Raw genomic sequence first — 19,107 nt, forward strand, 5'->3', positions numbered from 1 at the left:
GCTTACCTCAATCCCCTCTCGGCCCTCAGTCCCACGTCAGGCCGCCGCGGCGCCACACGTAGGCGTAGGCCACGAAAACCGTGAGCATGAAGACCACCATCTCGATCAGAGCAAAGGTGCCCAGCGCGTCGTAGCTGACCGCCCACGGGTACAGGAACACGATTTCGATGTCGAAGACGATGAACAGCATCGCGGTCAGGTAGTACTTCACCGGAAACCGCTGTCCGGCCGTGGCGCGCGGGCCGCTCACCGAGGTTTCGGTGGGCTCGATGCCGCACTCGTAGGCCGCCATCTTCGACTTGTTGAAACGTGACGGGCCGGCCAGGCTCGCGATCACCACCGAGCCCACGGCAAAGGCGGTGGCGATCGCCCCCAGCACCAGGATGGGTATGTAGACGTTCAACTCGCTCCATGATCCGTCGTGCGAGCCGCCTGCAGCGGCCAGGCGGTAACCGGGCTGCTGTGACGAACCCGGTTTCGGGACCGTCACAGTGATCTTCAACATAGCGTCGCGGCGCGCGGCGCGCTTGCCCGGGGTGGGCGTTTTGCAGTATTGACGCCGCCGTGCTCGCGCTGTCCAGCGTAAAGTCAGGGGGCGACGGCCGGGAGCTTGCCCCGGCGGCAACGAGGACGCGTGGATCCGGTCAGCGAACCGGGGTGCGCAACAGGTTCAGCACCGTGCGGCCCAGCAGGATGGGGTCGATCGGATGCGGCACCGCGGCTTCGGCGCGCGACCAGGACGCCAGCCAGGCATCGTCGGGCCGCCCGGTCAGCACCACCAGCGGCGGGCACGCGTCGAGTTCGTCCTTGAGCTGTTTGGCGATTCCCATGCCGCCGGTCGGGGTGGCCTCGCCGTCCAGGATGGCCAGGTCGATGCCGCCCTGGTCCATCGTCTTGACCACCATCGGGCCGGTGGCCACCTCCACGTAGCTCAGCTCGGGCAGGTCGGGATGCAGGTGCCTGCCCAGTGCCCGCATCACCCGTTCCCGGGTCTGGGCGTTGCTGCTGTAGACGAGGATCCGCAGGGCGACGCTGGATTGGGGCGTGGAGTCCGACACGCTGCAGATGCTACTGGTGCCGCAGTGGGTTTATCGGGGTGCCCGCAAATCTATTGCGAATCTATTGCGAATCTCGGACGAAGATGACGTCGGCCGCGGCCGTCGCGGTGCGGCCGATCATGCCGAACCGGTTCCAGCCCAGGTCGAATCGGGCGCGATCGAGCGTGGTTTCGCCGGTGATCCGGATCGAGCCGTCGTCGAGCTCGAGGATCGTGACGGGCAGCGGCAGTTGTGCGCTGACGCCCTTGACGGTGAAGTCGGTGCGCAGGTCGGCGTTTTTGCCCTTGGTAGGCTGCAGCCCGGTGACCACCACGCTGATCTTCTCGAAGCGTTCGACGTCGAAGAAGTCGGGCGAGCGCAGGTGCTGGTCGCGGCGGCCGATCCCGGTGTCCAGCGATGCGGCCCGGATGTCGACGCGCCCGAAAACCGCTCCCTTGCCGGTCAGTTGGCCGTCACCGGTGAAGTCGGTGAAGCGGCCCCGGACGGTCAGCAGCCCCCACATGTTCTTGATGCTGAAAGTGATGGCCGAGCGGTCCGGCACCAGGTTCCACACGCCGGCCATCTCCGGATCGTGCAGCAGTGTCTCCAAGGTCGTCATCGATCACCCCCAACTGTCGTGGCGAATCTAGCGCCTATCACATCAGCGGCGCGATCCCGGCGGGATCGAAGTATTCGTCGATGCGCTCGATCATGCCGTGCGCGCCCACCCTGATCACGATGCACACCCGCAGCGAGATCGCTTGCCCGCCATGCCCGGTGGCGTGCAAGACGTGCTGCTGGACGAAGCCGCCGTCGAACAGCTGCCGGTCCAGGATCTGGTAGCGGCGCCGGGCGGTCGCGCCGATGAACCAGTCGATCACCCGCACGGCGCGGGCCTTGTCGTCGTCGCGGCGGGAGCCGACCCGCCACACCGCGATGTCGTCGCTCCACATCGCCGCGACCGCGGTCACGTCACCGCGCTCGATGGCGGCGAACAGCCGGTCGGCCGTGTCGACGACGGTTTTCGCACCGCTGGCGGTCATGGCCCCCGCTCCCCTCCGATCTGTTTGCTATTCGTTGTCGTAGCCGGGATGGGCGACGGCCAACCGGCGTCGCACCAGCGCGCGCAGGCAGGCGATGACGTCGTCGGCCCGCGCGTCCATCTCCCCGGCGCGTATCGCGGCGGCGAGCTGCTCCTCCTCGGCGAAACCCAAGGCGGCCAGGGCGGCACGCGATTCCGCTTCGCTCTCGTCGAGCAGTTCGCGCTCGACGATGCGCAACGCGTTGGCGGCCACCCGGGCGTGGAAGTTGACCTGCCCCTCGGTCGCCGCGCGCACGTCGGTCTCCAGGAATTCGGCCACGGCGGCGACGAGTTCGGCGGCCAGCGGGCGGCCATAGGGGCCGATCATCAGGCGGCCCCTTCGAGCAGGTTGAGCAGATCCCACTCGGTCTCGCAGACGCGCCGGCCGATGGTGGCCAGCTCGACCGAGCGGTGCAGGCCGCTCAGGTGCCGCTCCGCCTGGTAGCGGCAGATCACCCCCCAGCGCAGCGTGGCCAGCACCAGCCACCAGTGGAACGCCGCCCGGTCCACGGTCGTCGCGCTGGCCTGCTCGTAGGCACGCAGGAAGCTCTCGATGCTGCCCAGGCCGCCGGCGCCGAGGCCGGCCGGGGCGCCGAATCGCCAGGCGCGGATGCAGAACCAGGCCAGGTCCTCATACGCCTGGCCGACATGCACCAGCTCCCAATCCAGCACCGCGGCAAGCTGGGCGCCGTCGACGATGAGATTGCCCATCCGGAAGTCGCCGTGCACCAACACCGCCGGCGCCGCCCGGGGCCGGCGGGCGGCCAGCCAGCGAAACGCCCATTCGAAGGTGGCGGTGGTGTCGCCCATGTCGTCGAGGCGTTGCCGCCATTCGGCGAGTTGGTCCTGGCGCCTCAGGCCCGGGTCCTCGATCCGGTCTATCTCGGCGCGGTGGATGGCGGCCACCGCGTGCGCGCATTGCCCGAGCAGGTGGGCCCGGGCCGCGTGGCCGTCGGTGGCGTCGAGCCGGCGCTGGATGCGCCGCGCGATGGTCTCGCCCTTGATCTCGTCACAGATCAGGAACGGATTGCCCAGTGCGGCAGGCGAATTGTCGGCGACCAGGATGTGGGGGACCGGGGCGCCGGCGGCCGCGGCGGCGGCTTGCGCCTGGGCTTCGAGCTCCATGCCGGCGTGCACGTCGTCGGGCGGGCCGGTGCGCAGGATCAGCGGGCGGCGCCGCCCGCCGGTGACGGCGTCGAACGCCCAGGTGGTTCTGCTGGCCCCGCCGGTGAGCGTGCGCAGCTGCTCGACGGCGGTGCCGGCGCCGAGCGCGGTGGCCAGCACCCCTTCCAGTTTGGGGCGCAGTTCGGCCGCGTCGCTGTCCATCACTTCTTGCCGAATTTGAACAGCCGCTGCGCCACCCGGCGGATCTGGATCTCCTCGGCGCCCTCGGTGATCCGGTAGCGGCGGTGATGGCGGTAGATGTGCTCGAACGGTTCGTGCCGGCTGTAGCCGAGGCCGCCGAAGATCTGCATGGCCCGGTCGGCGGCGTCGCAGACCAGCCGGTTGGCCCGGTAGTTGGCCATCGACACCTTGTCGGATACCTCCATGTGGTGGTCGCGGTCCAGGTGCCAGGCCGCGTACTGCACGAGCAGCCGCACCATCTGGGCTTCGGTCTGCAGTTCGGCCAGCGGCCATTGCACGGCCTGGTTGACCGACAGCGGTTTGCCGAACACCGTTCGGCTGCCGGCGTATTCGGCGGCCCGGTCGATGCAGTACTGGGCGGCACCCAGGCTGCTGGCCGCTTGCCGAATCCTGTTCTCGTGCAGGAAGGTTTGCGCGACTTCGAGTCCGCGGTCCACCTCACCGAGCACCGCGTCGGCGGGCACCCGGACATCGGTCAGCTCGACCTCGCCGTGGTCGGTGGGCATGTTGAACGTCCACCAGTAGTAGGGCACCGTGAATCCGGGTGCGTCGGTCGGCACCAGGAACGCGGTGATGCCCACCGCGGTCCCGGGCTCACCGGAGGTGCGGGCGAAGATCAGGTCGTGGGTGGCGCGGTGCACGCCGGTGTTGAATCGCTTGGCGCCGTTGATCACCCAGCCGTCACCGTCGCGTTCGGCGCGGGTCTGAAGCCAGGTGGCGTCCGAGCCGTGCTGCGGCTCGGTCAGGCCGAACGCCATGGAACGTTCCCCGGTGATCAGCGCCTGCGACCACTCCCGGCGCTGTTCGTCGGTGCCGAACCGCTCCATCATGATCACCTGCGGGAAGTTCCCGACGATCGACGACTCGTTCTGCAGGTCGTTGTGCAGGCCAAGACCCTTGTGCGCCAGGTGTTCCCGAATGACCGCCATGTCGACGTTGCTGCCGTCGCGACCCCCCAGCGACGCGGGCAATCCGTACCGCAGCCAGCCCGCCCGGTCGGCCCGCCGCCGCATCTCGGCCAGCAGGTCCTCCCATTCGCGGGTGGGGATCCCGTCGTTGTCCCAATCGGTGCGGGCATGCTCGCGGCGCTGGTCGAAATACTGGATGTGCTCGCGCTCCAGCGGTTTGATCTCGTCCTCGATGAACGCGTCCATCGCGGCGAGCACGCCCGGAAGGTGTTCGGGCAGGGTGAAATCCACAGCTGTCTCCTTACACGCCGTAGAGGGTTTTCTTCCAGATCGTCGAGAGGGTGGCGATGGCGTCCTCGTCGCTGATCTCGATACCCAGACCGGACGGGCCGACGAACACGGTGGTGAAGTTCTCGAACAGCAGCGCGATGGCCGCCGCGGTGTGCTGGGGGTGCAGCTCGGTGCCGTAACCCTGCTCCTGGGCGCGGCGCACCGACGCCGCCACCAGATCGATGCCGAAGCGCCGGAATTCGTTCTGCACCGCCGCGAACCGCTGCTGGGTGGCGGCCAGCTGGGCCACCGCGATCATGATGCCGATGTTCTGTTTGAACATGTTCCAGTAGCCGGTGACCACCGCGGTGAAGAAGGCGTCGTCGTCGGGGGAGTCCGGCAGGTGGACGCTGAGCCCCGAGGGCGTGACCACCTCGTGCAGGAAGGACTCCGCGAGCGCGGCCAGCAGGTCTTCCTTGTCGGCGAAATACCGGTAGAATACCGCCGGGGATTTCCCGGCCGCCGACGTGATGTCGGCCAGCGTGGTGCCGTGAAAACCCCGCTCGGCGAACAGCTTGCGGGCGGCCTGCTCGATGGCCTGCCTGGTCTGGCGGCCCTTGGCGGTCAGCAGTTCGGCAGGCATCAGGGACCCCGCTGTCAACTTCTCCGCCGGTCCCCGGCGCGCAGCAGGGCACTGGGAAGGTCATGCCCCACAAGTGTTTTCGCGACACCGGCGGCGGCGATGGCGGCCTGCAGGTCGACATCCACGTCGAATCCGCTGTCGGTGAGCAGGTACACCAGGTCTTCGGTGGCGATGTTGCCGGTGGCCCCGGGCGCGAACGGGCAGCCACCCAGCCCGCCGACCGACGCGTCCAGCCGGGTGACCCCGGCGCCGACCGCCGCGTACGCGCTGGCCAGCCCGCAGCCGCGGGTGTTGTGGAAATGACCGCCGAGCGGCATGTCCCCGATCACCGGAAGCAGTTGCGCGATCAGCGAACTCACCCGGCCGGGGGTCGCCGTGCCGATGGTGTCGGCGATCGACAGCCGGTCGGCCCCGCGGTCGCGGGCCGCGGCGGCGATGTCGAGCACCCGCTGCGGGGGAGTGGGGCCTTCGAACGGTGAGTCCCACGCGGTGGCGATGACGACTTCGACGGTGACCGGCGGGCCCGGGCCGTCGTGGGCGATGGCGACGATGTCGCCGATCTGTTCGGTGGCCTCGGCGCTGGTGCGCCCGACGTTGGCCGCGCTGAACGTGTCGTCGGCGGCCACCACGTATTCGATGGCGCGCAACCCCGCGGCCACCGCCCGCCTGGCGCCGTTGGGACTGGCGACCAGGGCGGAGAATTCGATGTCTGGGTAGTCGGCCAGGTGGGCGGCCAGGTCGGCGGCGTCGGCCATCGACGGCACCTTGGACGGGGAGACGAACGCGGTGGCCTCGACCTCGCGCACCCCGGTGGCCGCCACCGCGGCCAGCAGTTCGAGCTTGGCGGACAACGGGATCGGCGCCTCGATCTGCAGGCCGTCGCGCAGCGCCACCTCGCGGATGGCCACATGTGTGCTCACAGCACCTCCTGTGCCCGCAGCTCCTCGAGTTCCTCGGCGGTCTTGCCCAGCAGCCCGCGGTACACCTCGTCGTTGTGCTGGCCCGGCCGCGCCGGACCCGCGTTGCGCACCCGGCCCGGCGATTCCGAGAGCACCGGCACGATGCCCGGGCCCAGCACGTTGCGCCGCAGCCGCTCGTCGTAATGCTCGACCAGCATGTCGCGGGCCCGCAGCTGCGGGTCGTTGACGACCTCGGCGACCGTGTTGATCGGTCCGGCGATCACGCCTGCGGCGGAAAGGGTTTCGATGATCTCGTCAGGCTGGCGCTGTGCGGCCCACTCGCCGATGATCCCGTCGAGTTCGTCCTGGTTGCGGCCGCGCGCGACGTGGGTGGCGAACCGTTCGTCGGTGGCCAGCTCGGCGCGGCCCATCGCCTTGCACAGCCGGGCGAACACGGTGTCCTGGTTGGCGGCGATCACCACCCACGAGCCGTCGGCGCTGCGGTAGATGTTGGACGGGGCGATGCCCTCGAGCCGGGTGCCCGACGGCCCGCGCACCACCCCGCCGACGTCGTAATCCGGGATCGTGGATTCCTGTACGGCCAAACAGGATTCGGTCAGCGCGACGTCGACCACCTGGCCGCGGCCGGTGACGCTGCGGCGGTACAACGCGGCCAGCGCGCCCTGGGCGCCGAACATGCCGGCCAGGCTGTCGCCGAGCGACAGCGCCAGCCGGGGCGGCGGGCCGCCGGGAAAGCCGTTGAGGTGGCGCAGTCCGCTGGCCGCCTCGGCGACCGAGGCGTACCCGGCCTTGGCGGCGTCGGGTCCGGTCTGCCCGTAGCCGGACACCCGGACCAGGATGATGCCGGGGTTGCGTTCGCACAGCACGTCATAGCCCAGGTTCCACTTCTCCAGCGTGCCCGGACGGAAGTTCTCCACCACGATGTCGGACTTCTCGACGAGCTCGCAGAACAGCTCGCGGCCGCGCGGGTGGCGCAGGTCGAGGGTGATCGCTCGTTTGTTGCGGGCGTGCACCGTCCAGAACACGTGGTGCCCGTCGACCTCGGCCTGTCCCCAGGTGCGCAGCGGGTCCGGCGCCCGGGGGAGCTCCACCTTGATCACGTCGGCGCCCATGTCGCCCAGCAGCCGGCCGGCGAACGGGCCGGCGATCAGGGTGCCCAGCTCGAGCACCCGGATGCCGTCCAGCGGTCCGGCCGCACCCGCAGCGCTCATGCCTTCTCCGCGAAGTCGTGCCGGACCAGCCAGTCGGTGACGATGCCGACCGCCGAGCGCAGCGCGTCGCGCTGGTCCGGTCCCGCGTAATAGTGTGTGGCGCCCGGGATTTCGTGCATCTCCTTGTCGTGGTGTCCGATCGCCTGGAACAGCCGCCGGGTGTGGCTGGGGGTGCAGGCGTCATCGGCCAGGTTACCGATCACCAGCGCCGGGATGGCGATGTCGGGCCCGCAGGCCAGCGCGTCGCCGCGGGCGTCGTCGTAGCTCCACTGCGACAGCCAGCCGCGCAGCGTGCAGAACCGCGCCAACCCGACGGGGCTCATGTTCACCACTCGAGGATCCCCCAGGTAGCACGTTCCCGGGGTGCGTTCGTTGGGATCGACGGTCGGGTCCAGCCAGCGCGGGTCGGCCATCGTGCCGTGCACGACGAACCCGAATTCGTCGTCGGGGCGGCCGGCGGCCTTCAACTCGGCCAGCTTGGCTTTGACCCACGCGGTGATGCGGCGGTTGCGCTCGATCTGGGCCTGCCGGTAGCGGTCCAGGAACTCCTGGCTGTAGGGCGGTTGGTTCGGGTTGTCGGAGTCGTACAGGTCCAGCTCGGGATCGCGCTTAGTGGGGTCGGATTCGTCGAGGATGGACGCGTCCAGCCACTCGGTCAGCGTGCCGTGCCTGCTGATGTGCGCGGCGAGCAGCATGATGCCGTCGGCGGGGATCAGGTCGAGCTTGGTCAGGTCCGGGCCGTCGCCGGACGGGCTGGACGTGATGGTCGGATTCTGCGCCTGCTGCTGGTAGAACACCGACAGCGAGCCGCCGCCGCTCCATCCGGCCAGCACTACCTTGGTGTAGCCGAGTCGCTTCTTGGCGTCTTTGATGCACTCGCCGAGATCCTCGACCACCTTCTCCATCAGCAGGGCCGAGTCGGTGCCGCGGAACCGGCTGTTGCAGTAGATGACGTGGTGGCCCGCGCGGGCCAGCGCATTGATCATCGGCAGGTAGGCGCCGCCGCCGATCGGGTGCATGAACACCAGCACGGTGTCGCTCGGCTTGTTCTTCGGCTTGAGCAGGTAGCTCTCCAGCACGGTGATCTCGGCCAGCCCGCCGTAGACATCCCGCACGCCCGAATTGTTCTGGAAGGCAACCAGGTAGGGGATGCGGTCGTATTCGTGTTTCATCAGTGCTGTCCTAGGTCGTGGGCCAGTACCTCCGCCGACGGCGTCAGCCGGCGGCGGGTGTCGACGGCGATCACCTGCCAGTCGACCCGGGCGTACTCGTCGAACTTACGGCGGGCCCGCTCCCGCGCCTTCTCCGGTGCGCCGTGGTGAACCCCTTGCGGCGCATGGGAAATCAGCCCGGGCGGCATCGGGATGCCGTAGAGCGAGCCGCCGTGGAAGAAGGCGATCTCGTCGTAGTCGACGTTGCGGTGATACCAGGGGGTGCGTTCGGTGCCGGGCACGCCCTCGGCCGGTTTGGGCAGAAAGTTCATCACGTACACGCCGGTGGCCTGCATGAACAGGTGCACCGTCGGCGGTAGGTGGACGCTGTCGGAGGTCACCACGTTGTAGTCGGCGATGTTGAAGGTGAACGCGAAGTTGTCACCGCGCCAGCCCTCGACGTCGAGCGGATTGTGTTGGTAGAGCAGCGTTGTCGGGCCGCCCTCATGCACCAGCCGGACCTCGTACTCGTCGCGGGCGGGATCGTCATCGAGTGCTTGCGGCTCGGGGATGGTGGCCTGCGACGGGTCGAACGGGAAGTGCCGCCCCAGCGGCCCGGGCGGCGGGACGCGGAACTCGTCGGTGGCCTCGATCATCAGCAGCGTGGTCTCGGCATCCGGAAGCTGGCGCCACGTCGTCGCCTTGGGCAGATACACCCAGTCGCCTTGGCGGTAGGGCATGGGCCCGAACTCGGTGTGCAGCAATCCGGCGCCGCCGTGGACGAAGCACAGCAGGTCGCCGTCGACGTGGCGGACGTAGAACGGCATCGGCTCGCTACGGCGCGACAGCGAGATGCGGCAGTCGGGGTTGGCGAACATCAGCAACGGCCCGCCCGTGGCGTCGGTGGCGTCGCTCGGTTTGAGTTCGGAGGTCAACACGTCGATGGGTCGCAGCGGACCCTGCACGCGGTAGGCGGTGGGGTCGTGGCGGCGGTACATGTTGGCGGTGCGGCCGGTGAAGCCGCCGCGGCCCAGCTCGTCGTCCTTGAGCCCGTCGAGGTCGGCGTGCAGCCGGCCCGGTGTTCGGCCTTTGCGCAGGTGAATAAAGGATTCCATGGTGGCTCCTCCGGTGGGGCCAAGCTCGGCGGCAAAAACTGAAAGTGACATTACTTTTTCTTTTGGGCGGGCACAAGGCCGCCCGGGTGCCGCCGGCCGCCGAGCGCCTAACCGCGCACGCGCAGCACGACCTTGCCCTTGGCGGTGCGGTTCTCCAGCGAGGCCACGGCCGCCGCGGCCTCGTCGAGCGGATAGACCACCGGCTCGGGCGGGGCCAGCTCACCGGAGGTGAGCAGTCGTTCGAGCCCGGCCCACTGCTCGGCCAGCGCGCCGGGATGGGTGCCCGTCCAGGCGCCCCAGCCGACGCCGACCACGTCGATGTTGTTGAGCAGCAACCGGTTTACCTTGACCGTGGGGATCTCGCCGCCGGTGAAGCCGACCACCAGCAGCCGCCCGCCGGGGGCCAGCGAGCGCAGCGAATCGGTGAACCGGTCGCCGCCGACCGGGTCGACGACGATGTCGACGCCGCGGCCGTGGGTCAGCTCCTTCACGGCGTCCTTGAAGCCGTCGGCCAGCACGACGTCCGTCGCGCCGGCCGCCGTGGCGATGTCGGCCTTGTCCGTCGTGCTGACCACGGCGATGGTGCGGGCGGCACCCAGCGCCGGCGCCAGTCGCAGCGCCGACGTGCCGATACCGCCGGCCGCGCCGTGCACCAGCACCGTCTCGCCGCGCTGCAGCCGGCCCCGCACGGTCAGCGCGCAGTACACCGTCAGGTCGTTGAACAGCAGGCCGGCGCCGGCCTCGAAGCTGACGTTGTCGGGCAGCTTGAACACCCGGTCGGGGGCCAGCACCGCCACCTCGGCCATGCCGCCGGACAGCATGGTGAGGCCGACGACCCGGTCGCCGGAACGCACGTGCGCGCCCTCGGGCGCGGACCGCACCACGCCGGCGATCTCGGCGCCGAGCACGAACGGCAACTCCGGCCGGTACTGGTAGAGGCCGCGGGTGAGCAGGGCGTCCGGGAAGGCCACCCCGGCCGCGTGCACGTCGACGACGACGCCGTCGCCGGCCGGTTCGTCGACGTCCGTCACCTCGATCGCGTCCGGACCGTCCAGTCGAGTCACTCGTGCAGCACGCATGGTCGAACAGCGTACTGCCGGCTCAAAAACCGTCGACGACCCGCACCACGGCCCGGCCGGAGGATTCGCCGGCGCGCTTGACTGTCGCCGAACGTGTACTCGCGGCGAGAAAACGGCCGATGTCTCGCGGTGGTTGCACGCTCGGCGTGCAACGCCGATAGCCCGGCCGCTACTTGAGTTCGGCCGACGACAGGCCCAGCAGGCGGCGGGCCACCACCAGCTGCTGGATCTGCTGGGTGCCCTCGAAGATGTCCAGGATCTTGGAGTCACGCGCCCACTTCTCCAGCAGTGACTGCTCGGAATAGCCTGCGGTGCCCGCCAATTCGACGGTCTTGAGGGTGACGTCGGTGGCCATCCGGCCCGCCTTGGCCTTGCTCATGGACGCTTCTTTGGAGTTGGGGATCTTGTTGTCGGCCTGCCACGCCGCCCGCAGCGACAGCAGATAGGCCGACTCCCAGTCGGCTTCCATCCGCAGGAACTCGGCCGCGGCCGCGCTCTGGACGTGCGCGGGTTTGTCGTAGGAGATCTCCACGCCGGCGTCGGTGAGGATCTTGCGGATCTCCTCCAGCGCGGCGCGGGCCACCCCGACGGCCATGGCGGCAACGATGGGCCGGGTGTTGTCGAAGGTCTCCATCACCCCCGAAAAGCCTTTGCCCTCTTCGATTTCCGGGTTGCCGAGCAGGTTTTCCTTGGGGATGCGGACGTTGTCGAACCGGATGGCCGCGGTGTCGGAACCCTTGATGCCGAGCTTTTTCTCGAGCCGCTCGACGGTGACGCCGGGATGGTCGCGCGGCACGATGAACGACTTGATCGCCGGGCGGCCCTTCGACTTGTCCAGCGTCGCCCACACCACGATGTGGGTGGCCCGCGAGCCGGCGGTGACGAAGATCTTCTCGCCGTTGATCACGTACTCGTCGCCGTCCAGGGTGGCGGTGGTCGACACCGCCGCCGAGTCCGATCCGAAGCCGGGCTCGGTGATGGCCATCGCCGCCCACACCTTGCCCAGCCGCTGCAGCTGCTCGTCGTTGGCGACCGCGGAGATGGCCGCGTTGCCCAACCCCTGGTAGGGCACCGAGAGCATCATCGCGAGGTCGCCCCAGCTGGCTTCCAGCGTCTGCAGCAGCGCGGCCATATTGGCGCCGTTGTGGTTCTTGTCCCGTTCTTCGTCCTCGCCGCCCAGCGCGTTCGCCCCGGCGAATTCGATTGACTCCGAAGCCCCTTCGAACAGGCTGATCAGCGTGTCCAGCTCGACCGGGTAGGCGTGTTCCTTCAGGTCGTACTTGCGCGCGATCGGGCGCATCAACTCCGCGGCGCCCTGATGCGTCTTTGTGGTCACCGCCTGCATTTTGCGGGGAAGTTCCAGATTGATTGCCATGATTGAACTTTCAGCTCGGTTCTTGCATTAACGACTCAGATGACCACGACGCCCTCGGCGACGCCGATGGCCCGCAGGTCGCGGTACCAGCGTTCGACCGGGTGCTCCTTGGTGTAGCCGTGGCCGCCGAGCAGCTGGACGCCGTCGGAGCCGATCTGCATGCCCTTGTCGGCGCCGAGCCGTTTGGCCAGCGCCGCCTCGCGGGCGAACGGCAGGCCCTGTTCGGCGCGCGCCGCGCCGCGCCAGGTGATCAGCCGCAGCCCGTCCAACTCGATGGCGATGTTGGCGCACATGAAGGCGACCGCCTGCCGGCGCGCGATCGGCTCACCGAAGGCCTCGCGTTCCTTCACGTAGGGCACCACATAGTCGAGCACCGCGTGCGACGTCCCGACGGTCAGTGCCGCCCAGCCCAGCCGGGACAGGGCGATCGCCTCGGAATAGTCGTCGTCGGTGGCCTCGTCCTCGCCGAGCCGGGCGCCCAGCGGCACCGTCACCCCGGACAGTTCGACGTGGCCCAGCTCCGCCGCCCGGATTCCCATGCTCGGATCCGCTTTCACGGTAAGGCCTTTCGTCGAGGATTCGACGATGAACAGGGCCGGCTTGCCGTCCAGCTGCGCGCCGACGATGAACAGCTCGGCGTCGGCGGCGGCGGGCACCAGGGACTTCACCCCGTCGAGGCGGTATCCGCTCGGGGTGCGCACCGCGCTGGTCTTCAGCCGGGTGGGGTCGAACAGCGGTTGCGGTTCGGCGATGGCCACGCAGGCCTGTGGCACGTTCTCGCCGGCGAACTCCGGCAGATAGGTGGCCTGCTGCTCGGCGCTGCCCCAGTGGGTCAGCGCGGAGGCGACGCCGCCCGGGGCCAGCAGCGGCAGCGCCAGGCCCATGTCGCCGTACGCCAGCGCCTCGGCGACCAGCACGTTGGTCACGCTGGAGCGGTGCGCGGCGATGCCGTCGAAGTCCTCGGGGATGTTGATCGCGGTGATGCCCAGCTCGGCGGCCTTGGCGATCAGGTCGCGCGGGTAGGTCGCCGCCTCGTCGGCGTCGTGGGCGGCGGGCCGCAACACCTCGGCGGCGAATTCGTCGAGGGTCTCGACGATCATCTTCTGCTCGTCGTCGGGGGTCAGGTCGAAGTAGTCCTTGCCGCTGGACTTGAGCCGGGTCGGCCCGCCGCGCAGGTTCTGTACCCGCTTGAACTGCCGGGACGTGGCGGCGCCGGTGGAGAAGATGGTCTTGGTGCCGTACCGCAAGCCCCGGTTGAGCGGGTCGCGCAGATGGTATTTGTCCAGGAACTCCTGCCCGACCAGCGGGGTGAGCAGCGCGATGGCGATGTCGATGCCCGTGCGTTTGTGCGGTTGCAGCCCGACGCCGGACTGGCGGTCACGCCGTTTGACGCGGGCTGGGGTCTTGGTGGAACCGGAATCGGTCATTTTCAGCAGCCTCAGGTTGATGGGCAGTGCGGATAGAGCCGATCTTACTCCGGAGTAAGATCATGGAGAACACTTGTTAACTAATTCACAGTGCGAGGCGCTCGAGCACCTGTCGCTGTAGCAGTCCATTGCTGGCCACCGCGCTGCCGCGATGCGGCCCGGGGGTGCCGTCCAACCCGGTCAGCGTCCCGCCGGCCTCGCGCACCAGGATGTCGAGGGCGGCCAGGTCCCACACCGACACCTCCGGCTCGGCGGCGATGTCGACGGCCCCTTCGGCCACCAGGCAGTAGGACAGGAAGTCGCCGAAGGCGCGCACCCGCCACACCGCATCCGTCAGCGCCAGGAATCGATCCCGCAGGCCCAGCTGCGCCCACCCGGACAGGCTGGAGAACGAAAGACTGGCCGAATCCAGTTGTGCCACAGAGGAAACCGATAGCCGACGGGCGGCGGCCCCGTTGACCGCGACGAACGCTCCCCGGCCGTGCGCGGCCCACCACCGGCGGGCCAGCGCCGGGGCGCTCACCGCGCCGACGACGGGAACGCCGTCGTGCAGCAACGCGATCAGGGTGGCCCACACCGGCACCCCGCGGACGAAGTTCTTGGTGCCGTCGATCGGGTCGATAATCCATTGCCGCCCCGTGAAGGCGGTGTCTCCGCCGAACTCTTCGCCGACGATGCTGTCGTGCGGGCGCTGCCGCGCCAGCACCGCGCGGAGCTCGGCCTCGGCGGCGCGATCGGCGTCGGTGACGGGGGTCAGGTCCGGTTTGGTGTCGATGCGCAGGTCCAGCGCGCCGAACCGGGCCGAGGTCACCGCATCCGCCCGGTCGGCCAGCAGCAACGCCAGCGCCAGATCGTCGTTGCTCACCCGCGCCGCTCCCTTGGTTCGCCGGGCGGCGCATCGCCGCGGGTGCGATTCATGTGAGCAGTCCTACCATGGCCGGGTGTGGGAATTCGGACTGCTGGTGTTGTTGGTGGCCGTGTTGGCGGTGTTCCTCGTCCAGCGGTTCGTTCCGCGCGGGCCCCGCGGCGAGCTGCTGAGCGGCACCCTGCTGGTGACCGGCGTCAGCCCGCGGCCCGAGGCCACCGGCGAGCAGTACGTCACCATCGCCGGCGTGATCAACGGTCCCACCGTCAACGAACACGCCGTGTATCAGCGGATGGCCGTCGACGTGAATCAATGGCCGACCATCGGTCAGCTGTTCCCGGTGCTGTATTCGTCGAAGAATCCGGACAATTGGAGGTTCGCCCCGCCGGCGCCGCCCGAGCCGTCCCCGCCGTCCCAGCCGGGCGGCTGAGGTTCAGCCGGCGGCGGGCGGGCGGGCCATGACCGTGATCCGCACGCCGTAGCGGGGCACCACCAGCGCCGCGCGTCTGAGCGTGGCGCCCGGTATCCCGGGAAGACCGGGCGCGGTCACACCGGGACGCGCGTCGGCCGCGCTCGGCTCGGACCAGCCGGTGACCGGCGCTGCGGCAACGGGATTGCCCGTCGCGGCGGTCCAGCCGGCGGGCACCGACATCGGGCCGATCCGTGCGGCCCGGGCCAGCACCGCGTCGATTCTGCCCAGCCCGGTCGGCGAGGCGCTCAGCGCGGGTGTCCGGGGGAGTGCGGCCGGAATCGTCGCGAGATTGGGCAGAATGCCCAAGTTCTTGTCGGCCTGGATGATTCCGGCCGGGATCCCCTCGGTGGTGAAGATCGACCTGAACGTGGTCTGGGCTCCCAGGATGGTGTCCAGGATCCGGAAATCGAGCGGGATTTCCGAGGCCCCGGCTGTCGGGGGAATCACCTGCGTTCCCGAATCGGTGCCGGTGCTGCCGGTCTCGGCCGCGGCGACGGCGGCCTGCTGGGCCGTCACCCCGCCCGGGTCGGTGGTGCGGCGGGGCGAGGCGAACGGCGAAAACTGCGCTGCCGCAGCCGAACTGGCCGAGTAGGCATACATCGCGGCGGCGTCCTGGGCCCAGTATTCGGCGTACTGCGCTTCGGTGGCCGCGATGGCCGCGGTGTTCTGGCCGAAGAAGTTCGTCGCCACCAGCGCCGCCAGCTGGGTGCGGTTGGCCGCGACGGCGGCGGGGGGCACCGTCATGGCATGCGCCAGTTCGTAGGCCGCCGCGGCGGCGCGGGCCTGCGTCGCGGTCTGCTGTGCCCGTTCGGCGGTCGTGTGCAGCCAGCCCACGTAGGGGGCGGCGCCGGCCGCCATCGCCCGGGACGCGGGCCCGTGCCAGTACAGGCCCGTCAGGCCGGCGAGCACCGATTCGTACACCGCGGCCGTGATGCTCAACTCCGCCGCCAACGAGTCCCAGCTCCCCGCGGCGGCCAACAGCGAACCCGACCCGGGGCCGGCATACATCCGGGCAGAGTTCACCTCTGGCGGAAGGAAGCCGAAATCCATTGCCCTACATCTCTATAAGCGTCGGTGAGCGGTCGATGAGCGTTGATGAGCGGCGCACGAACTGGGTGCGACGACGGGGTCTGCTGGTGGCCGGGGTCAGCCGGCGGCCGGCGGGCGCGGCATCACGGTGAGCCGCACGCCGTAGCGGGGCGGGACACCCACGCCGGCGGATCGCGCGGCGCCACCGCCGGGCATGCCGGGGTAGCCGGGATATCCCGACGCCATCGGCTCCTCGGTGCCCGGCAGCGTGGTGAAGCCGGCCGGTGCCAACGGCGAGACATGCGTGCTGGTGGGAGCGGACCAGGTTGCCGGCACCGACATCGGCCCGATCGTGCCGGCGTGCGACAGGGTTGCGGTGACGTTCCCCAGGCCCCCGCCCAGGCCGCCGCCGAGGCCTGCGGTGGCGCCGCGCAGCGCGGGCGCGGCGAGCGCCGGGGCGATATTGGCCGCGGCCGCACCGGGTTTGGCCAACATGCCCAGGTTGTTCTCGGCCCCGATGATCCCGGACACGAACTGTTCCATGTTGTAGGGGGCGCTGAAGCCCAGCCCGGTGCCCTGGATGACGTCGAGGACCCGGAAGGCGTTGCTGTTGGCCGCGCTGGTCGACGATGCGTCCACGTAGTAGTTGTTGATCGTCGTCCCCGGCGGGTTGTCGGCGAGCGGCGAAAATGACTGTGTCACAGCCTTGTTCGCGGCGGCGTTGGCGTTGGCGGCGCTCACCGCGGCGTTCTGGGCGGTCACCCCGGACTCGTTGGTGGAATTGTTCGCGGAGGCGAACCGCGGCAGCTGCGTTGCCGCCGTCGACGACGCCGAGTAGCCGGCCATGGCGGCGGTGTCCTGGGCCCAGAAGTCGGCGTACTGCGCCTCGGTGTCCGCGATGGCCGCGGTGTTCTGGCCCATGATGTTGGTCGCCACCAGCGACGCCAACAGGGTGCGGTTGGCGGCGATCACCGGCGGCGGCACCGTCATCGCGTAGGCCTGCTCGTAGGCCGCCGCGGCGGTGCGCGCCTGCATGGCGGTCTGTTTGGTCTGCTCGGCGGTCGCGCGCAGCCAGGTCAGGTAGCGGGCCGCCGCGAAGGCCATCGCGTCGGCGGCCGGTCCGTGCCATTGCAGGCCCAGGCCGGAGAGCACCGATTCGTACCCGTCGGCGGTGGCCGTCAGCTCGGCCGACAGCGCGTCCCAGCTGCCCGCGGCCGCCAGCAGCGAGGCCGCGCCGGCGCCGGTGTACATCCTGGCCGAGTTGATTTCTGGTGGTAGAAAAGCCCAATCCATCGTGTTGTGTCCCCTCACAGTGCGGTGTGTCGGCAAACGCCGGTAGCGCCGGCGCTCGCCGCATCGGCGTTGATCTCGAATAGTGGGCCGCGTCCGTGTCCGCTTTGCCGCCCGGCAAAGCTCACCCCGCGTCGGTGATGGGCAGCCCGGCGCGATGGCGCCACGCGGCTTAACGGGCGTGGCGCTTATCGGGTCGGCGGGGCATGCGCACAGGGCATCGCAGCAGGCTTTCGGTCTCGGGCCCTTCAAACGTCGCAGGTGCGGACGACGCGTGCGGCGTTTTCCCCATTTCCCCACGACCACCCGGGGTGAATTCAGCCTTAATTCACCCTACGTTCACTGTCCGTTAACCTACCGCCCGACCCGCCCGGCGCCCCACTGATACCCAAAGTGTTTGGCACGCTTGTTATTTGGCGTGCGCCTAAGAGGTCGGCGGCAGCGGTCACCCGGGACGGCCGACGTTGTCGACCACGCCCTGTAGCAGCTCCGGGTTGCGCAGAAAGGGGGTGATGATGTCGACCGGCAGCGGGAAGACGACCGTCGAGTTCTGGTCGGCGCCCAACTCCAGCAGCGTCTGCAGGTAGCGCAGCTGCAGCGAGGCCGGGCTCTTCGACAGGGTCTCGGCGGCCTCGCGCAGCTCCTCGGACGCCTGCAGCTCGCCGCGCGCGTTGATGACCTTGGCGCGCCGTTCGCGTTCGGCTTCGGCCTCGCGGGCCATCGCCCGTTGCATCGACTCGGGGATCTCCACGTCCTTGATCTCCACCACGTGCACCTGCACGCCCCACGGTTCGGTCTGCTTGTCGATGATGGTGCGCAGGTCGTTGTTGAGGTCCTCGCGGTGCGCCAGCAGCGTGTCCAGGTCGGCCCGGCCGAGCAGCGAACGCAGCGTGGTCTGGGCGATCTGCGAGGTGGCGACCGCGTAGTTCTCCACCGCCAGAATCGCCTTGCGCGGATCGGTCACCTGGAACATCACCACCGCGTTGACCCGGGCCGGCACGTTGTCGCGGGTGATCACCTCTTGTGGTGGGATGGTCAGTGTCACCAGCCGCTGGTCGACCCGAATCATCTTGTCCAGCAGCGGAATCAGAAACCGCAATCCGGGACCGTAGAGCGGGCGGGCATGCCCCATCCGGAACACCACGCCGCGTTCGTATTCGCGCAGCACCACCAGCGACCAGAAACCCAGGACGACGAGCACTACGATCCCGGCGCCGATCAGCGCGATCACCAAGGTGGTCATGTTGCGTTGTCCTCCTTGCTCTTCCAGCCGCCCCAGCGGGTGGAGTACCGGTCGATCGCCGCGGCCACCTGGTCCTCGATCGCGGTGCGGTGCGGCAGGTGTTGCGGCGCGTTGGAGGGGGTGTTCCACAGGTGACGCGCCAGCGGCAGGCCGAGCAGCGCGACCAGCAGCACGGTGGCCGTCAACACCAGCGCGTCCGCCGCCGAGTGGTTGGTGACCAGGGTGGCCAGCGGCAACACGATCCCCAATCCGGCTACGCAGCAAGCGATCCCGCGATGGAACCGGCCGGCATCCGAATGCGGCCAGGGGTCGACCTCGCGGCTGATCTCGCGGCCGTGCTCGGAGCTGGTGCACTCCGCTTTCACCGGGCAGCTGTTACACACCACAGGCAGGGCGCGGTAGCGCATCACCCGGTGCTTCGGGTCGAAGGACGTCGGCCACAGCCAATGATCCTGCGGGCAGATCCACGCGTCGTGGTCGGGCCGGTAGGTGAATCGGCCCGTGCGCCAGCGGGCGGCGTGCGCCGAGGCCCGGCGCGCCATGACGTCGAAGCCCCAGCCGAGGACCAGCAGGGCCAGCGAATACCCGGCGATCAACCAGACCGTGGTGGCCGGTGCACCCACCGG

General features: G+C 69.5%; 21 protein-coding genes. 1 reads left to right on the forward strand and 20 read right to left on the reverse strand.

Translation table 11 applies throughout. The annotated features are described in order from the left end of the window. Nucleotides 1-25 precede the first annotated feature (25 nt). The 16 genes from H7I87_RS09475 to hisN all read right to left on the reverse strand — a co-directional run bounded on the left by H7I87_RS09475 (nucleotide 26) and on the right by hisN (nucleotide 14,447). Entirely contained in the window at nucleotides 26-403 is a 378-nt protein-coding gene (locus H7I87_RS09475; protein WP_004571437.1) for an NADH-quinone oxidoreductase subunit A, read from the reverse strand. A 241-nt stretch (nucleotides 404-644) separates the two neighbouring features. Further along, entirely contained in the window at nucleotides 645-1,058 is a 414-nt protein-coding gene (locus H7I87_RS09480) for an Rv3143 family two-component system response regulator (protein ID WP_011725829.1), read from the reverse strand. A gap of 61 nt (nucleotides 1,059-1,119) precedes the next feature. Next, nucleotides 1,120-1,656, reverse strand: coding sequence for a YceI family protein (locus H7I87_RS09485; RefSeq protein WP_023861012.1), 537 nt, complete (start codon nucleotides 1,654-1,656; stop codon nucleotides 1,120-1,122). Nucleotides 1,657-1,693: 37 nt separating this feature from the next. Beyond that, nucleotides 1,694-2,080 (reverse strand): nuclear transport factor 2 family protein, encoded by a 387-nt coding sequence (locus H7I87_RS09490; protein WP_003874825.1) that lies wholly within the window; start codon nucleotides 2,078-2,080, stop codon nucleotides 1,694-1,696. A 27-nt stretch (nucleotides 2,081-2,107) separates the two neighbouring features. Further along, a complete protein-coding gene (locus tag H7I87_RS09495) occupies nucleotides 2,108-2,446 on the reverse strand; it encodes a DUF6285 domain-containing protein (RefSeq protein ID WP_011725827.1) in 339 nt (112 codons plus the stop codon). Beyond that, nucleotides 2,446-3,444, reverse strand: a complete 999-nt coding sequence (locus tag H7I87_RS09500; RefSeq protein WP_011725826.1) for a phosphotransferase family protein — start codon at nucleotides 3,442-3,444, stop codon at nucleotides 2,446-2,448. Before H7I87_RS09500 ends, H7I87_RS09495 begins: the two co-directional genes overlap by 1 nt. Beyond that, entirely contained in the window at nucleotides 3,444-4,682 is a 1,239-nt protein-coding gene (locus H7I87_RS09505; RefSeq protein WP_011725825.1) for an acyl-CoA dehydrogenase family protein, read from the reverse strand. Before H7I87_RS09505 ends, H7I87_RS09500 begins: the two co-directional genes overlap by 1 nt. 10 nt (nucleotides 4,683-4,692) lie before the next feature. Further along, nucleotides 4,693-5,304, reverse strand: coding sequence for a TetR/AcrR family transcriptional regulator (locus H7I87_RS09510; RefSeq protein WP_011725824.1), 612 nt, complete (start codon nucleotides 5,302-5,304; stop codon nucleotides 4,693-4,695). A 14-nt stretch (nucleotides 5,305-5,318) separates the two neighbouring features. Further along, nucleotides 5,319-6,224 (reverse strand): hydroxymethylglutaryl-CoA lyase, encoded by a 906-nt coding sequence (locus H7I87_RS09515; protein ID WP_023861014.1) that lies wholly within the window; start codon nucleotides 6,222-6,224, stop codon nucleotides 5,319-5,321. Further along, nucleotides 6,221-7,435 carry a CaiB/BaiF CoA transferase family protein gene (locus tag H7I87_RS09520; RefSeq protein ID WP_019733876.1) on the reverse strand — a complete coding sequence of 405 codons (1,215 nt, stop codon included), beginning with the start codon at nucleotides 7,433-7,435 and terminating at the stop codon, nucleotides 6,221-6,223. The genes H7I87_RS09515 and H7I87_RS09520 overlap by 4 nt, the downstream gene beginning before the upstream one ends. Further along, nucleotides 7,432-8,607, reverse strand: coding sequence for an alpha/beta hydrolase family protein (locus tag H7I87_RS09525; RefSeq protein ID WP_011725821.1), 1,176 nt, complete (start codon nucleotides 8,605-8,607; stop codon nucleotides 7,432-7,434). Before H7I87_RS09525 ends, H7I87_RS09520 begins: the two co-directional genes overlap by 4 nt. After that, a complete protein-coding gene (locus H7I87_RS09530) occupies nucleotides 8,607-9,701 on the reverse strand; it encodes a homogentisate 1,2-dioxygenase (RefSeq protein WP_011725820.1) in 1,095 nt (364 codons plus the stop codon). The genes H7I87_RS09525 and H7I87_RS09530 overlap by 1 nt, the downstream gene beginning before the upstream one ends. A gap of 107 nt (nucleotides 9,702-9,808) precedes the next feature. Continuing rightward, the gene (locus H7I87_RS09535; RefSeq protein WP_023861016.1) at nucleotides 9,809-10,780 is read right to left on the reverse strand and encodes an NADPH:quinone oxidoreductase family protein; all 972 of its coding nucleotides are present in this window, start codon (nucleotides 10,778-10,780) and stop codon (nucleotides 9,809-9,811) included. Between the two features lie 169 nt (nucleotides 10,781-10,949). Further along, the gene (locus tag H7I87_RS09540; RefSeq protein WP_009978461.1) at nucleotides 10,950-12,155 is read right to left on the reverse strand and encodes an acyl-CoA dehydrogenase family protein; all 1,206 of its coding nucleotides are present in this window, start codon (nucleotides 12,153-12,155) and stop codon (nucleotides 10,950-10,952) included. Nucleotides 12,156-12,190: 35 nt separating this feature from the next. Further along, nucleotides 12,191-13,582, reverse strand: a complete 1,392-nt coding sequence (locus H7I87_RS09545) for an acyl-CoA dehydrogenase family protein (protein ID WP_019732097.1) — start codon at nucleotides 13,580-13,582, stop codon at nucleotides 12,191-12,193. 85 nt (nucleotides 13,583-13,667) lie between these two features. Beyond that, nucleotides 13,668-14,447 carry a histidinol-phosphatase gene (hisN, locus tag H7I87_RS09550; protein ID WP_009978460.1) on the reverse strand — a complete coding sequence of 260 codons (780 nt, stop codon included), beginning with the start codon at nucleotides 14,445-14,447 and terminating at the stop codon, nucleotides 13,668-13,670. Between the two features lie 76 nt (nucleotides 14,448-14,523). Here hisN and H7I87_RS09555 point away from each other — a divergent pair, with 76 nt between their 5' ends. Further along, a complete protein-coding gene (locus H7I87_RS09555; protein WP_011725816.1) occupies nucleotides 14,524-14,877 on the forward strand; it encodes a hypothetical protein in 354 nt (117 codons plus the stop codon). A 3-nt stretch (nucleotides 14,878-14,880) separates the two neighbouring features. On the opposite strand, the gene H7I87_RS09560 is transcribed toward H7I87_RS09555, so the two are convergent. The 4 genes from H7I87_RS09560 to H7I87_RS09575 all read right to left on the reverse strand — a co-directional run bounded on the left by H7I87_RS09560 (nucleotide 14,881) and on the right by H7I87_RS09575 (nucleotide 19,104). Then, complete coding sequence (locus tag H7I87_RS09560; protein ID WP_011725815.1) at nucleotides 14,881-15,969, reverse strand: PPE family protein; 1,089 nt, start codon at nucleotides 15,967-15,969, stop codon at nucleotides 14,881-14,883. A gap of 96 nt (nucleotides 15,970-16,065) precedes the next feature. After that, the gene (locus H7I87_RS09565; protein ID WP_011725814.1) at nucleotides 16,066-17,241 is read right to left on the reverse strand and encodes a PPE family protein; all 1,176 of its coding nucleotides are present in this window, start codon (nucleotides 17,239-17,241) and stop codon (nucleotides 16,066-16,068) included. A 442-nt stretch (nucleotides 17,242-17,683) separates the two neighbouring features. Beyond that, nucleotides 17,684-18,481: a slipin family protein gene (locus H7I87_RS09570; RefSeq protein WP_011725813.1), complete on the reverse strand. Its 798-nt coding sequence runs from the start codon at nucleotides 18,479-18,481 to the stop codon at nucleotides 17,684-17,686. Further along, nucleotides 18,478-19,104, reverse strand: a complete 627-nt coding sequence (locus H7I87_RS09575; RefSeq protein ID WP_009978453.1) for a hypothetical protein — start codon at nucleotides 19,102-19,104, stop codon at nucleotides 18,478-18,480. The genes H7I87_RS09570 and H7I87_RS09575 overlap by 4 nt, the downstream gene beginning before the upstream one ends. Between the last annotated feature and the right edge of the window lie 3 nt (nucleotides 19,105-19,107).

It is taken from the genome of Mycobacterium timonense (assembly GCF_025821985.1).
GTDB classification, from domain to species: Bacteria; Actinomycetota; Actinomycetes; order Mycobacteriales; family Mycobacteriaceae; genus Mycobacterium; species Mycobacterium avium.

Coding starts and splice junctions, on each gene's coding strand:
- H7I87_RS09530 (WP_011725820.1), bottom strand. CDS start 9,701: ATGGAATCCTTTATTCACCTGCGCAAAGGCCGAACACCGGGCCGGCTG.
- H7I87_RS09540 (WP_009978461.1), bottom strand. CDS start 12,155: ATGGCAATCAATCTGGAACTTCCCCGCAAAATGCAGGCGGTGACCACA.
- H7I87_RS09485 (WP_023861012.1), bottom strand. CDS start 1,656: ATGACGACCTTGGAGACACTGCTGCACGATCCGGAGATGGCCGGCGTG.
- H7I87_RS09490 (WP_003874825.1), bottom strand. CDS start 2,080: ATGACCGCCAGCGGTGCGAAAACCGTCGTCGACACGGCCGACCGGCTG.
- H7I87_RS09525 (WP_011725821.1), bottom strand. CDS start 8,607: ATGAAACACGAATACGACCGCATCCCCTACCTGGTTGCCTTCCAGAAC.
- H7I87_RS09520 (WP_019733876.1), bottom strand. CDS start 7,435: ATGAGCGCTGCGGGTGCGGCCGGACCGCTGGACGGCATCCGGGTGCTC.
- H7I87_RS09545 (WP_019732097.1), bottom strand. CDS start 13,582: ATGACCGATTCCGGTTCCACCAAGACCCCAGCCCGCGTCAAACGGCGT.
- H7I87_RS09500 (WP_011725826.1), bottom strand. CDS start 3,444: ATGGACAGCGACGCGGCCGAACTGCGCCCCAAACTGGAAGGGGTGCTG.
- H7I87_RS09510 (WP_011725824.1), bottom strand. CDS start 5,304: ATGCCTGCCGAACTGCTGACCGCCAAGGGCCGCCAGACCAGGCAGGCC.
- H7I87_RS09570 (WP_011725813.1), bottom strand. CDS start 18,481: ATGACCACCTTGGTGATCGCGCTGATCGGCGCCGGGATCGTAGTGCTC.
- H7I87_RS09535 (WP_023861016.1), bottom strand. CDS start 10,780: ATGCGTGCTGCACGAGTGACTCGACTGGACGGTCCGGACGCGATCGAG.
- H7I87_RS09560 (WP_011725815.1), bottom strand. CDS start 15,969: ATGGATTTCGGCTTCCTTCCGCCAGAGGTGAACTCTGCCCGGATGTAT.
- H7I87_RS09565 (WP_011725814.1), bottom strand. CDS start 17,241: ATGGATTGGGCTTTTCTACCACCAGAAATCAACTCGGCCAGGATGTAC.
- H7I87_RS09495 (WP_011725827.1), bottom strand. CDS start 2,446: ATGATCGGCCCCTATGGCCGCCCGCTGGCCGCCGAACTCGTCGCCGCC.